At 37.8% G+C, this 14,641-nt stretch carries 14 protein-coding genes; 11 read left to right on the top strand and 3 right to left on the bottom strand.

Annotation, left to right across the window (positions count from 1 at the left end):
• The first annotated feature begins 113 nt into the window (after positions 1-113).
• Both LKW28_RS12195 and panF read left to right on the top strand, forming a co-directional pair.
• A complete protein-coding gene (locus tag LKW28_RS12195; protein ID WP_229140635.1) occupies positions 114-401 on the top strand; it encodes a YhdT family protein in 288 nt (95 codons plus the stop codon).
• The gene (gene panF / locus LKW28_RS12190; RefSeq protein ID WP_229140634.1) at positions 398-1,858 is read left to right on the top strand and encodes a sodium/pantothenate symporter; all 1,461 of its coding nucleotides are present in this window, start codon (positions 398-400) and stop codon (positions 1,856-1,858) included. The genes LKW28_RS12195 and panF overlap by 4 nt, the downstream gene beginning before the upstream one ends.
• A gap of 47 nt (positions 1,859-1,905) precedes the next feature.
• Here panF and LKW28_RS12185 read toward each other — a convergent pair whose 3' ends face one another.
• Entirely contained in the window at positions 1,906-2,346 is a 441-nt protein-coding gene (locus tag LKW28_RS12185; RefSeq protein WP_229140633.1) for a cell wall hydrolase, read from the bottom strand.
• A gap of 213 nt (positions 2,347-2,559) precedes the next feature.
• On the opposite strand from LKW28_RS12185, the gene LKW28_RS12180 reads away from it, so the two are divergent.
• The 6 genes from LKW28_RS12180 (at position 2,560) to LKW28_RS12155 (ending at position 8,064) form a co-directional block, all read left to right on the top strand.
• A complete protein-coding gene (locus LKW28_RS12180; RefSeq protein WP_229140632.1) occupies positions 2,560-3,477 on the top strand; it encodes an ATP-binding cassette domain-containing protein in 918 nt (305 codons plus the stop codon).
• Positions 3,470-4,249, top strand: a complete 780-nt coding sequence (locus tag LKW28_RS12175; RefSeq protein WP_229140631.1) for an ABC transporter permease — start codon at positions 3,470-3,472, stop codon at positions 4,247-4,249. The genes LKW28_RS12180 and LKW28_RS12175 overlap by 8 nt, the downstream gene beginning before the upstream one ends.
• A gap of 11 nt (positions 4,250-4,260) precedes the next feature.
• On the top strand, positions 4,261-4,932 hold the full coding sequence (locus tag LKW28_RS12170) for a response regulator transcription factor (RefSeq protein WP_229140630.1): 672 nt from the start codon (positions 4,261-4,263) through the stop codon (positions 4,930-4,932).
• 27 nt (positions 4,933-4,959) lie between these two features.
• Positions 4,960-5,868: a sensor histidine kinase gene (locus LKW28_RS12165; protein ID WP_229140629.1), complete on the top strand. Its 909-nt coding sequence runs from the start codon at positions 4,960-4,962 to the stop codon at positions 5,866-5,868.
• A gap of 184 nt (positions 5,869-6,052) precedes the next feature.
• Positions 6,053-6,547, top strand: a complete 495-nt coding sequence (locus LKW28_RS12160) for a PH domain-containing protein (protein WP_324255032.1) — start codon at positions 6,053-6,055, stop codon at positions 6,545-6,547.
• Positions 6,544-8,064 (top strand): PH domain-containing protein, encoded by a 1,521-nt coding sequence (locus LKW28_RS12155; RefSeq protein ID WP_229140628.1) that lies wholly within the window; start codon positions 6,544-6,546, stop codon positions 8,062-8,064. Before LKW28_RS12160 ends, LKW28_RS12155 begins: the two co-directional genes overlap by 4 nt.
• A gap of 42 nt (positions 8,065-8,106) precedes the next feature.
• On the opposite strand, the gene LKW28_RS12150 is transcribed toward LKW28_RS12155, so the two are convergent.
• Complete coding sequence (locus LKW28_RS12150; protein WP_229140627.1) at positions 8,107-8,805, bottom strand: DUF421 domain-containing protein; 699 nt, start codon at positions 8,803-8,805, stop codon at positions 8,107-8,109.
• Between the two features lie 478 nt (positions 8,806-9,283).
• Here LKW28_RS12150 and LKW28_RS12145 point away from each other — a divergent pair, with 478 nt between their 5' ends.
• From LKW28_RS12145 to LKW28_RS12135, 3 genes are all read left to right on the top strand, one after another.
• Complete coding sequence (locus tag LKW28_RS12145; protein WP_229140626.1) at positions 9,284-11,026, top strand: ABC transporter ATP-binding protein; 1,743 nt, start codon at positions 9,284-9,286, stop codon at positions 11,024-11,026.
• On the top strand, positions 11,023-12,759 hold the full coding sequence (locus tag LKW28_RS12140; protein WP_229140625.1) for an ABC transporter ATP-binding protein: 1,737 nt from the start codon (positions 11,023-11,025) through the stop codon (positions 12,757-12,759). Before LKW28_RS12145 ends, LKW28_RS12140 begins: the two co-directional genes overlap by 4 nt.
• A gap of 119 nt (positions 12,760-12,878) precedes the next feature.
• The gene (locus LKW28_RS12135; protein WP_229140624.1) at positions 12,879-13,523 is read left to right on the top strand and encodes an SDR family oxidoreductase; all 645 of its coding nucleotides are present in this window, start codon (positions 12,879-12,881) and stop codon (positions 13,521-13,523) included.
• Positions 13,524-13,565: 42 nt separating this feature from the next.
• On the opposite strand, the gene LKW28_RS12130 is transcribed toward LKW28_RS12135, so the two are convergent.
• Entirely contained in the window at positions 13,566-14,549 is a 984-nt protein-coding gene (locus LKW28_RS12130) for a Gfo/Idh/MocA family protein (protein WP_229140623.1), read from the bottom strand.
• Positions 14,550-14,641: the final 92 nt, after the last annotated feature.

Genomic DNA, 14,641 nt, shown 5'->3' with positions numbered 1-14,641 from the left:
GGTAGCTTTTTTTAATGGATGACTTGATGAAATAGGTGACGAACAACTTAGTTTTGTTCGTTGAGGGATTTTCGGGTAGGATATACATAAGTGAAAAATGGGGAGAAGTAGTGATGGATAAGACTAAATATAAAGGTGATCGCAGATACAAGGTTGCCAAAAAAGAGGCATCGATTGGTATAGGCTTAGCGGTTTTTAACTTTTTGTGGTGGTTTGGCTTTGCATATGGATTAGGTTCGAAGCCTGTTTCAGAATATACATATATTGCTGGTTTACCTAGCTGGTTTTTTTACAGCTGTGTGATTGGATTTCTAGTTGTCGTTTTTTTAGTAATCATTCTTGTAAAAATTGTTTTTAAAGAAGTACCGTTTGATGATGAAGAGGGAGGGGACGCTTTATGAATTGGGAAGTATTAATCCCTTTCCTAGGATTGTTAGTGATCATTTTTATAATTGGTATTTATGCGGCGAGTCGCCTGAAGGATAACGCAGGATTTCTGCAAGATTATTTTTTGGGAAGTCGTGAGCTAGGCGGTTTTGTCCTTGCAATGACAATGGTTGCTACATATGGAAGTGCCAGCAGCTTCATTGGTGGTCCTGGTGCCGCATATAGTATTGGGCTTGGCTGGGTGCTTCTTGCCATGATTCAAGTGGTCACCGGGTATTTTGTGCTTGCTGTTTTAGGGAAAAAGTTTGCGATTGTGGCTCGTAAAATAAATGCTGTAACTCTTATTGATTTTTTAAAAGAGCGTTATAATTCGAAGTGGGTTGTTTTGCTATCATCGGCTAGTATTATCATCTTTCTATTTGCTTCAATGATTGCTCAATGGGTTGGGGGGGGCAGATTAATTGAGTCCTTAACGGGATTGTCTTATACCACTTCATTATTTATTTTTGCCATTTCGATTTTAGTATACGTGACGATTGGAGGCTTTCGTGCCGTTGCTCTCACAGAGACTATCCAAGGGATTATCATGTTTTTTGGTACACTCATCATCTTAATTGGAACAATTATTGCTGGTGGTGGTGTCCCAGCGATTGTTAAGGAGCTAATCGCGGAAAATCCAAATCTTGTTTCACCGTTTGGTCATGATCGTTCACTTACGCCATTATATTTATCTTCATTTTGGATTCTTGTGGGAGTAGGGGTAGTTGGATTGCCGCAGATTGCTGTTCGGGCGATGTCATATCGACATGCAAAAGCCATGCATCAAGCGATGATCATTGGAACAATTGTTGTTGGATTTATCATGCTTGGTATGCATTTATCAGGAGTATTTGCTAGAGCGATCATTCCGGGGGTTGATGTTCCGGATACAGTGATGCCTTTACTTGCAATGGAGGTATTACCACCATGGTTGGCCGGAGTTGTTCTTTCTGCACCGATGGCAGCAATCATGTCTACCGTTAACTCGTTATTATTAATAGTAGGTTCCTCAATTGTAAAGGATGTATATTTGAACTACATAAAGCCGGATGCAACAGACGTTGCTGTAAAAAAAATAAGTATGAGTGTAACGGCAGTCGTAGGTCTAATTGTGTTTTTCCTTGCCATCAATCCACCTGATTTGCTGATCTGGTTAAATCTCTTTGCTTTCGGGGGTCTTGAGGCAGCTTTTATTTGGCCGATTGTGCTAGGATTGTATTGGCAAAAAGGGAATAAGTACGGAGCCATTTCCTCAATGCTAGTTGGGGTGGGAAGCTATATTCTCATCCATACGACTGTTCCAGAAGTTTTTGGCATGCATTCAGTAGTCTTGCCCGTTCTTTTCTCATTCATTACCTATATCGTGGTTAGCTTACTTATTAAGGAGAAAGACCTTGAACATTTACGAAATATTGATGCGAAGTTTTCATAATCTTAATGTTAGTATGGTAAAAAACAATAACCCCACAATCTGTGGGGTTATCGTCTGTAAACACTTTCGCATGTGTTAGGCTGTGGTTCATAATAACAATGATTTTTAAATTGTCCTGCAAATGGTTGACCATACCATGTTGGCGGACATGGAGCATACGGATTAAAGTACCAAAGAGAATACTTGGAAGGATGTTGTCTCCAATGGGTTAAAGTTTGTCTAGCCAACTTTTTTTCAACCTCTCTTGCTGGATTATAAAACAAATTTCCTTTTTGTACGGCCTCAAAGGAAAAATTTCCTCCCTGCACTTGAAAAATCACATCACGTATTGACCTTACATCTTTAAAATCCAAACAATCGGCTACTGCACGATTTACAATGACATTACCAACCATCAGCATCCCTAGTCGTCCTTCGGCTTCTGCCTCTGCCCTCATCATCCTTGCCACTAAATCGACGTCTTTGTCTGTATATTTAACTCTTGCCATTTTTGATCACCTCTAAAAGCATTGTATGAAAATCACCTCAAAAAAAGTCGCTTTTCCCTTCTTTTTTATCATATTCGACTTGTACATCTAATGAATCATGTCCAATTTAGTCGGACAACATCTTTCTTTACACTTTTTTTATACTTTTCTAGTCAGATTTTTTACACCTGATACCTATACTAAGTTTATCAACACCGGAAGGGATGAATAAAAATGGCGGAAACGATCCTAAAAGCAACCAATGTTTCAAAAATATATGGCAAACACAAAGCACTCGATAAAGTATCAATCGAAATAAAGCGTGGGATGATTTACGGCCTAATCGGCGAAAATGGCGCAGGAAAATCGACGTTCATGCGCACCATTATGGGGTTAATCACAATAGAAGAGGGAAATATCGAACTTTTCGGGGAAACCGGTACAAAGGGCTTGCAGCATGCTCGAAGAAAGATGGGGCAATCGATTGAAACACCGGCACTTTATCCAGAATTAACAGCCAGAGACAATCTAAGGGTTCAAGCAGCAAACGGAGGAGTGAGTGACCGAGAGATTGATGAATTGCTTCGCCTGATGAATATTAGTCATACTGGTAAGAAGAAAGCTAAAAACTTTTCACTAGGAATGCGTCAACGTTTAGCGATTGCCGCAACACTAATTACAAATCCCGAGTTCTTAATCTTAGATGAGCCGACAAACGGTCTTGATCCATCAGGAATTGTTGAAATGCGTGAAATTATACAACGTTTAGTGACAGAACGAGGAATTACCGTTCTACTTTCCAGTCACTTACTTGATGAACTTTCACAGATTGCCACACATTACGGAATTTTGCATGATGGAAAACTAATAAGTGAACTTTCAAAAGAGGAGTTGGCACGCCAAACTCGCATGTACATCGAATTAGAAACATTAGAGGTTCACAAAGCAATTGTTGTGCTTGATGAATTAGGAATAACAGATTATGAAGTTATTAATCATAGTGAAATTAATATATTCGAACACTTAGATGATGTGGCGGCAATCAATCGTTCTTTAGTCCTAGCTGATGTGAATGTTTCGCGAATTGGTACAACTAGGCAAAAACTCGAAGATTATTTCTTACAATTAACAGGGGGAAACACGCATGCTTAACCTTTTAACAGCTGAAAGAATTAAATTATTTCGCAGTAAAAAATTATGGATCGTCCTGAGTATTTTATCCTTACTTCCGATTTTTCAAGCCGCAAATAGTAAATTAACCGTGCATTATGGAACAAAACTTGTCCAAGCCATAGATACAGTCATCAATGGATCAACTGGTATTTTGATGATTGATAAAAATGGATTAACGGTTTTACTTGTTATGAGTGCTTTTATCAGTTTTTTTATTGGGGAAGAATTTCAAAACGGGACGATTCGAAATGCGTTGTCATTAGGTCGCAGCCGTACGCATTATTATCTGTCAAAATTGGTGATTGCTGCACTTCTTTCGCTCGTTGGTGTTATCGTCTTAACCATACTAGGTATGATCAGCTACTCAGTGGTCTTTGGCTTTGGTGAAGTAGCTGGGATTAGCGATTATTTTAGCTATGCTCTAAAATCTTTTACTACACTCTATTTATTAATTTTGGCAAACGTATCAATCTATATAATGATCAGTTTTCTGACAAAAAGTAGTGGAATTTCACTTGTTTGGAGTTTTATTTATACGATTGCAACTGGTTTTGTCCCTGGAATTTTCCAGCAGACTGAACATTTTAAGCAAGTCACTTATTGGTTTACGGAATCATTTTTATTCTATTCGAATTTCGCAGCACCTGCGGATATCACAAAATATCCTGAGATGATATTAGTAAGTATCATCACAATCATGGTATCATCAGTTCTAGGAATTCAATTTTTTAAACGAACAGATATTAAGTAGGTTTGATAAAAATGGCAACCATTTTAATTATTGAAGATGATATGGCGATTCATTCACTTATTAGGGAAGCACTAGATTTGAATGGATTTAAAACCCTAAACGCATACTCGGGTACTGAGGGAAAATTGTTATTTGAACAATATCACGTTGACCTAGTCCTCTTAGATTTGATGCTTCCCGGTATGAATGGAGAAGAATTTCTTCAACAGGTTCGGCAGAATTCAACTATACCTGTGATTGTCATTTCGGCAAAAAATGACCAAGAATCGAAATTGGAACTTTTGACGAACGGGGCAGATGATTACATTACAAAACCATTTGACCTAAAGGAACTTCTTGTTAGAATTCAGATTCAATTGCGTCATGCCGCGAAGACTTCTGACAATAATATGAAAGAAATTCATTATAAGAATATCAGTGTCAACCTAGACACGCGTGAAGTGAAGAACAACGATCAAATCCTACATTTGACTGGGAGGGAATACGCTATCCTTCTCCTATTTCTAGAGAATCCACAAAAGGTATTCAGTCGCTCCAATATTTATGAGAGTGTGTGGAATGAACCATTTTTTGATAATGATAAAACGATAAATATGCATATCAGTAATTTGAGAAATAAACTAAACTCGGATGATCAAAGCTATATTAAAACAATATGGGGCATAGGCTTCAAATTTGAATAACGTAAAACGTAAAGGAGCGTAAATGTAATGTGGGGATGGTTTTTTGTCATACTGGCATTGTCGCTCCTTCTTTATCTTTACTTCTTAAAACAAGAATTGAAGAAATTGAAATATGAGCTAAAGCGAATTCCTGCTCGTTCAGGGTTTGGAAGTAGGCTTTCTTTGGATTTTCGTGAGAAGACATTGATGCAATTAGTCGATGAGTTAAATCAAATGATAGATATGTTTGAAGAAAAAAACTGTCAGGCAAAACAGATGGAAGAGAATGTGAGGTTATCAATTGCTGGTCTCTCGCATGATTTACGAACTCCACTTACTTCGATTAATGGCTATGTTCAACTTTTACAAGTGATATCTGATGAGACAAAGAAGATTCATTATCTTAAGATTATCGAACAGTCTGTCAAACGCCTTATTGAAATGACGGATCAGTTTTATGATTTAGCGCGTATTGAAACAAATCAAAAAGAAATTTCATTAACCTCGATTTCACTTTCTAACCTAGTTGAAGAAATCTTTTTAACATATTATGAACAATTCGAAGAAAAGAAAATTGGACTCCAATTTCCCGAACACTTTAAGGACCGACCCGTGATTGCTGATAAAATAATGCTGATGCGCGTGATTCAAAACATTGTTCAAAATATCCTTCGTTACGCTAAAAGTAAAGCGGTTATCAGTTATGGGACGGAAGGTGACTTTTTAACTTTTACGATAAAAAATGATATTCAAACAGAAAGCAAAGTGGCTGTTGAAAAAGTATTTATGCGTTTCTATACAGAGGTAACCAGTCGTACAAATACAGAAACAAGCGGGTTAGGACTGTATCTTTCTAAAAAATTAGTTGAAAAGATGTATGGAGAAATGAGTGCAGAGCTGAATGGGAATTGGTTTGTACTAAAAATCAAACTTCCTGTTAATCGAATACAACCATAATTCTCATTTTAAGAGGGCGCAGATCATCGAATCTAACGCCTTTTTCGTTTGGGAAAAAAACATCTGCTACGCCGATTGTAAAAATATGAAACTTTATAGCAGTTATAACCGTAAAAATATATAGGAAGGTTAGGCAGCATTCCTGAGTCAAACTTAGAAATAATTACACAAGGAGTTGCTTTTGTTGAGTGAGAGTGAAATAAAATTGGAGAATCAATTATCTCCTGCATTTCCTAAAATACGTATGATTAATGAAACTATAACAAACGTAGTAGGTTTTATTATTCTAGGAGTCTTATTTTGGTTGAATCATTATTTTTCATGGCCAAAATGGGCATTTTGGATTTTGATTGCTATACTTGTGTTCGCCGTTCTTGGTACGATATGGTCCTTTATCGAACCAAAATTACTATATCGAACCTGGAGTTATCAATTTAATGATGAATACCTTCAGATAAGCTACGGTGTTTTAACAAAGGAATGGGTAACTGTTCCGATGACGAAAATCCAGTCAGTTTCAACAAGTCAAGGTCCCATTATGAAACGTTATCAAACTAGGTCCATTAAAGTAGAGACAATGGGCTCTTCCCATACCATTCCTGCTTTGGAAGAGGATGTTGCCCTCGAGTTAAGAGAGAGATTGGCAGAATATGCAAAGTTAAAGGAAGTGGATGAATGATGCGCTATCATCCACTAAGTGTCGGCTTTCGAATCTATCAATTTATAAAAAGCAGTTTCATCGTTATTTTGCTTTTATTTGTTTTAAGAAGGGATTCAGATTCTTGGATTTTTGTGTATGGAAGATATGCTTTTCTCTTGTTTGCTGTAATAGGGCTACTTCACATTGTGATAAGTTGGTTTGTCGAAAAATATGAGTGGAAAGGCCGTGCGTTCCATATTCATAAGGGGATTTTTGTCAGACGTAATAGTACCATTCCGTTCTCTAAAATTCAAAATGTGACAAGAAAAACATCTGTATTTCATAAAATTTTTGGATTAACATCCCTTACATTTGAAACCGCTATGGATGGGGAGGATGATGCAGTCAAGTTTGAGGTATTATCAAAGAAACATGCCCATTTTTTAATTAATTTAGTTCAGCCTGCTAAGCAACCAGTAGTCACAGAAGAACATGAAAACAAAGAGGCAGAACAGGCAATTGTTCAAGTACCGAGTCGAACGGTTCATTTTACACCAGAGAAAAGGGACTTGTGGAAAGCGAGTTTTACTTCTTTAAGTTTCCTTGCGATTATTCCGATCGTTTTTGCTTCGCTAGATTATTTGGAGACATTTTTACCAGATGCCGATCAGCTAAACGGCTTATTTGAAGTGGTACTAGCTAGCAAATGGCTGTTTGTCATGATCTTGGTTTTGGCTGTTATCGTTGCCATTAGTTTTGGTGTTGCTAGGACATTTATCCGTTATGGCAAATATGAAATCTCGTCTGATGATCGATATATTTATATTGACCGTGGGGTACTTGATGAAAGTTATTTTGCGATTGAAAAGAAAAAAATTCAGGGATTAGAAATGAAACAAACATTTATGAAGCGTATATTTGGGTTAGCTGAAGTAAAATTAATCAGTTCGGCCAATCCGAATAAAGGGGATGAATCCCTGAATGTCAACTCACTTTATCCGTTTTTACCAGTCAAAAAGGCATATGAGTTAATCAAGGAATTGCTTCCAATCTATCAGTTGAATGAAACTAAATTAGACAGGTTACCACGCAAATCCTTGTGGGTTAAACTATTGAAACCAAGCTGGTTTTGGATACTGGCAACGATTGGATTATGCTATTTTAAGCCTAATGCATTTGGACTTGACCAGATGTGGTGGATCTTATCGCTCGTTTTACTATGTTTGATTATCATTCTGCGAATTCTCGAATTTCTCCATACACGTTATGCTTTGAATGATGACCAAGTACAATGGTGGCATGGTGGACTAACGAGCCGTATGTTTATAACGAAACGAAGACATGTTATTGAAATGTCCTATTCTCAGACACGACTACAAAGGCTCTTCCGTGTTGCCTCTATAACTACGATGAATCGTTCAACACCGACACATATTGAAACCATACAGGATATTCCCCTGCCATTTGCGGTTATCTTTGAAAGCTGGTATTTGGAGCGGCAGGAGGAAGTGGAGATTGTGGAGGGCAACGGTGGTAATCCCATTGTTCCAATTTAGAAACAAGCACGGAATGATTTTCCATGCTTGTTTTAATTGATTTTAATGTAGAGTTTCTTCCTTTTGATCAACGTATAGTGATCCGTCCTGTTGCACTTCTGCATACATCACGTCAGAAGGAGTGATTACACCGGCTTGCTTAAGCTGTTGGTCCAGCCAGTTTTTTGATAAATTGAGTTTCGTTAAATTATTTGTTAACACCCTCCCGTCAGCGATAACTTCTGTTGAGATTGGATAAATTTTTGTCAGAGAAGGAGGAATATTCATATCGCTTTTGGTCATGGTCTGCTTTCCTTCTTTTTTCAGAACAGAAAGCATTCCATTTGTTTCAAATATGGCGTAGTCTACATCTGCCATTGAAAAGACATTTTCTTGTCTTAACATCGCACTTAATGTGTCAAGATCAAGGCGACTTTTTCGAAGTGTCTTATCCATGATTTTCCCATCTTTAATCACGATAAGGGGATCTCCGGTTGTAATTTTTCTTGCCTTTTTCGATTTTATATCGATATAACTCATGAAAAGTGTAAAAAGAGCCCATCCGCTCAGGGCGATAATTCCGTTTAGGATACTTAAATCTTTCGTCGTGATCCAGTTGGCCGCAAGTGAACCAATCGCTATCGCAGACACAAAATTAAAAAATGTCATCTGGCTAATTTCTTTTCTTCCCATTATTCGAGTAAGCGTAAATAAGATAATAAATCCAAGGAAAATTCGTAAAACTAATTCTGGAATGTCCATTTATTTCGCTCCAATCTTTAAATTGCATCATTAACATTTTTTGTTAGTCGTCTTGTCTTTATTCCTTAAATATGGGTTTGAAAAAAACGTAAAACAGTAATTTGATAGTTGACAATTGTATGAAAAAAATGGTAATCTTCAAGAACACTAATAAAAATTTTACAAAGGAGGAAAGGACAATGAGAGAACTAAATGCACGTAACATAAACAATAATTGCATACATTGTCCATACCTTTAATTTGTAGGATTGTAGATTCCGAATACAATAAAAGGTATAGGTACGCCTACTTTACCTTTATAGAGATGCATCCTCTTTTTAGGGTATGCATCTTTTTTGTGTGGAATCCTTTAGTGATAATGGATGAAAGGGAGTAGTGACATGTGGAACAAACGAAGAGTATTGATCTTCAAAAAGGAGTTACTGGATAGTGGGTAGCTTGGGTCTTACAGCCGTGAAAGAGAAAGAGGGTATGGAATATGTTTGATGTATTAGGTAAGCTTGGCTGGTTTTTTAAAAAATATTGGTTGCAATACACAATTGCCATAGTCCTGTTAATGATTGCCACTGTGTTGGAAGTTATTCCGCCATATTTACTTGGCTCAATTATTGATATTTTAACAGCAGGTGAAATGACAAAAGCAGTACTGCTTCAATATATTTTAATATTTGCAGCCATTATTGTAGCTGGCTATTTCTTGAATTTCTTTTGGCAATACCGATTATTCGAAGGTTCTTTAAATCTGGAAAAGTTAATGCGCCGAAAGCTGATGCTTCAGTTTTTAAAAATGACACCAACTTTTTATGAGAAGAACCGTACAGGTGATTTAATGGCACGTGCCACAAATGATTTGAATTCAGTTTCGCTAACAGCGGGTTTCGGAATTATGACCTTAATTGACTCCACCTTGTTTTTGGGAACCATTATTTTTGCAATGGGCATCATGATTTCATGGAAATTAACCCTCTTTTCAATGCTGCCAGTTCCAATTATGGCTGTGCTCATTCAATACTTGGGGAAAATTGTACATGAACGATATATGAAAGCACAGGATTCATTTGGTGAATTGAATGATAATGTGCTAGAGTCTGTTGCAGGTGTCAGAGTCATTCGCGCTTATGTACAGGAAAAAAAGGATGAAAGTTTCTTTGCTGATAAGAGTGAAGAGGTTTACCAAAAAAATATCCACACTGCAAAGATCAATGCCTTGTTTGGGCCGATTACCAAGGTTGGAACGGGTATCAGCTATGTTGTAGCCCTTGGATATGGTGCGTTTCTCGTAGCAAATGGTGAAATGACAGTAGGTCAACTTGTTACCTTTAATGTCTATTTAGGTCTTGCTGTTTGGCCAATTTTTGCGATTGGCGAGCTAATTAACGTCATGCAACAAGGGAATGCTTCACTTGATCGTGTACAAGAAACACTAAATTATGAGGCAGATGTAAAAAACACGAATAACCCTGTTGCTATTTCGACACCGAGTACCATTGGGTTTCAAGATTTATTGTTTCAGTATCCAACAAGCCAGGTGAAAAATTTACAGAAGATAACGTTGGCACTAAAAAAAGGAGAAACACTTGGTATCGTAGGGAAAACAGGTGCTGGAAAAACAACATTTTTACGGCAATTACTACGCGAATATCCATTGCAGGAGGGGCAACTAAGCATTGCTGGAATTGATATCGCGTCACAAACGAAGGAACAAATACTTGATTGGATTGGATATGTTCCACAGGATCACGTGTTATTTTCACGGACGATTCGGGAAAACATTTTGTTTGGTAAAGAAGATGCTACAGATGATGAAATCGATAATGCGATTCACTTAGCATACTTTAAAAAGGACTTAGAAAACTTACCGAGGGGGCTTGAAACTCTAGTAGGTGAAAAAGGAGTATCCTTATCTGGGGGACAAAAGCAACGCGTGTCTATTGCCCGTGCGCTTATAAAAGATCCTGAAATTTTAATCCTAGATGATTCACTATCTGCTGTTGATGCGAAAACAGAGGCACGGATCATCGAAAACATTCAGAACGAGCGAAGCGACAAAACAACGATTATTACAACACATCGTTTATCAGGCGTTCAACATGCTGATCAGATTATCGTGCTGAATGAGGGACAAATTGCAGAGCAAGGTACTCACGAAGAGCTCCTAAGACAAAATGGCTGGTATAAGGAACAATTTGACCGTCAGCAGCTAGAGGGGGACGGCGCATGAGTACAGGTAAACGGTTAATAAAATATGCGATGTATTATAAGAGACCTATTTTTCTTGGGCTATTTTTCTTAACAATTGCAGTCTTTGCAGATCTTGCAGGTCCGTTTATTGCAAAATATATTATCGATGAATATATGGTTGTTGGAAATATTGAAATTAAGCCGATTGCTTGGTTACTCTGCTTATATTTACTATTAGCAATCGCAACAGCGATTCTGCGCTACTTTATGTATATTTATTTACAAATAGGGGCGAATCGGGTGATACAAAAATTGCGGCAGGATGTATTTGGTCATATTCATACATTGCCGATTCAATACTTTGATCAACGGCCAGCTGGAAAAATTGTGGCGCGCGTTACAAATGATACAGAAGCGCTTCGGAATTTATACGTGCAGGTTCTTTCGAATTTTGCGACAAGCTTTATTTCGATTGCGGGAGTATATATTGCACTGTTCATCCTGAATTGGAAAATGGCAATGATCGCATTGCTTATGATTCCGCTCATTTACGTATGGATGATTTTATACAGGAAATATGCATCTCAGTATAATAAAGTGATTCGTAAAAAAATTGCGGACATCAATGCAATGATTAATGAATCTATTCAAGGGATGACCATTATTCAAGCATTCCGTCGTGAAAAGCAAATGACGAAAGAGTTTGATGAAATGAATGATGAGCATTATGCTTATGGGCGAAAATTATTGTTATTGGACTCTGCCACTTCATTTAACTTAGTTAATACATTACGACTGATTATGTTTATGATTTTCATTTTTTATTTTGGAACGCAATCATTATCACTCGGTGAGGTTGCATCAGCGGGTACGTTGTATGCCTTTGTGGATTACTTAACAAGACTATTTAATCCTATAACGAATGTAGTAAATCAGTTTTCTCAATTAGAGCGCTCCCTTGTTGCGGGGAAACGCGTGTTTGATGTATTAGATTTGAATGGGGAAGTGGTATCAGAGGAAACAATGCCTAGATATGATGGCCATGTTTTATTCGATGATGTCACCTTTGCCTATAAAGATGATGAATATGTATTAAAGCATTTGTCTTTTGAAGCAAAACGTGGTGAAACGGTTGCCTTAGTTGGCCATACCGGTTCTGGAAAAAGCTCCATCATGAACCTGCTATTTCGATTCTATGATCCTTCAAAAGGAAAGATTTATATTGATGGAATCGACATTACAACATTGCCAAGACAAACAATCCGTCAACATATGGGGATCGTTTTACAGGATCCGTATTTGTTTACGGGGACGATTGCTTCGAACGTGAGCTTAAATGACCCGAAGATAACACGGGAGAAGGTAGAGAAGGCATTAGAAGCGGTTGGTGCGGAACGAGTCCTTAAGAACCTGGAAAAAGGGATTGACGAACCTGTGATAGAGAAGGGAAGTACACTTTCATCAGGTCAACGTCAACTAATCTCATTTGCTAGAGCACTTGCCTTTGATCCTGCGATCTTAATACTAGATGAAGCGACATCTAATATTGATACTGAGACAGAAGAGATTATTCAACACGCGATGGACGTTCTTAAGCAAGGACGTACAACGTTTATTATTGCTCACCGTCTTTCAACAATCAAAAATGCAGATCGCATTCTCGTATTAGAGCAAGGGGTGATTAAAGAACAAGGTACCCATGATGAATTATTAGCTCATGGCGGCATTTATGCCCAAATGTATCAAATGCAAGCACAATCATTATATGCTTAAATTTTTGGGACCATCCGGCAACAGAGCGCGGGTGGTCCTTTTTATAAGCCCTATTGTTTGATATCTCTTTCTTATCTTGTAATAATAAAAGTAGTACATGTAAGAAAGGGGCCAGATTGATGAGAGTTTGTGTTGTCGGAGCTAATGGACAAATCGGTAAACAGGTAATTAATTTATTAAAGGAAAGTGGTGAGTATACACCACTTGCAATGGTTCGCAAACAAGAGCAAATAGACTATTTTGAACATCTAGGTGTCGAAACTGTCTTTGCAAGTATTGCTGATAGTGTGGGGAAAATAGCTGAAGCAATATCAGGTTGTGATGCGATAGTTTTTACTGCCGGTTCTGGTGGCCACACAGGTCCAGATCAAACACTATTAATTGATCTTGATGGTGCAGTGAAGACGATTGAAGCAGCAGAACAAACCGGTGTAAAGCGATTTGTCATGGTTAGTGCATTAGGAGCCAATAAGCGTGAAAAATGGAATGAGGCCATCCGCCCATACTATGTCGCAAAGCATTATGCAGATCGACTTCTCATGCAAAGTGATTTAACCTACACTATTATTCGACCTGGCGGCTTATTGAATGATGAAGGAACTGGGAAGATTGCAATTGGAGAGAATTTAACTAGAAATACAATTCCTCGTGCGGATGTTGCAAAAGCAGTAGTTGCTTCCTTAACTGAAGAACGTACATACCATCAAGCCTTTGACCTGGTTAGTGGTGATGAACAAGTCGCAGATGCATTGAAAAAATTATAGGATATGATTACGCTTGCGGCTAAAAGTCGCAAGCGTTTTTACTTATCGATCTGCTGGAAACACTAATCCCATTTGGCTTCGGGCTTCATCAAGAATTTCCATCACAGCAAGTGAGTTTTCATATGTGTTGATGTCAGATTCCAAATCCCCATTTTTAATATGTTTAATAAATTCCTTTGCCTCATAATACATTGTGTGCTGATCAGGGAGCTTTGAGATATCCTCGACTCTGCCGTCGCGATAGCGAATTTCCACCTTCTCGGGTGATGAAATTTTATCAATGAGAATGCTGCCATTTTCACCTTGAATTTCCGATGGGATATAGGAATTGGTGATTTTCGAAAACATCATCATGCCCTCCATGTCTTTGTAGTGGGCTAGAATACTCCCTTCGCCATCCACGCCCGAATCAAGCATTAGTCCGCTTGCTTTAATTGCATCAGGTTTCCCAAATAATTGCACCATCGGATATACACAGTACACTCCAATATCCATTAATGATCCATTTGAAAATTCAGGTTTGAAGGCATTTAAAACCGTTCCTTCCTTATAGGCATCATAGCGGGATGAATATTGACAATAGCTTGCGAAATAGCGGCGAACCGGACCGATTTTATGCAAGTTCTCCCGAATACTTGAATATGAAGGGAGAAATCCTGACTTCAGCGCTTCCATTAATAGCACATTGTTTACCTTAGCTGCATGAATCATTTCCTTTAGTTCTCTCGTGTTTGAGGCAATCGGTTTCTCACAAAGAACATGTTTACCATGATTCAATAGAATGATTGCTTGAGAGGCATGGAAGGAAGTGGGACTTGCGATGTAAACCGCATCAAATACATCAGATTGTGCCATTTCTGTGATTGATGAAAAGGTATAGGGTGCTTGATATTTTTCGGCAAATTCCTTTGCGCGTTCCTCTGTTCGAGAATAAACAGCAGTTAGCGAAAAATCATCGATTGCCTTTGCTGCTTCCAAAAATGCATCTGTTATCCAGTTGGTTCCGATTACTCCAAAACGAATCATAAATTTTCCTCCATATGTAAAAATTAAAGCAAATACATTATAACAAACATTCACCTATTGAAAAAAATGATAAAATGATTAATGCGGAATAT

The organism is Bacillus sp. REN16, from assembly GCF_020731355.1.
GTDB lineage: Bacteria > Bacillota > Bacilli > Bacillales > Bacillaceae_L > Ferdinandcohnia.
The sequence above is the reverse complement of the archived record's forward strand: the minus strand, read 5'-3'. Positions and strand labels throughout refer to the sequence as shown.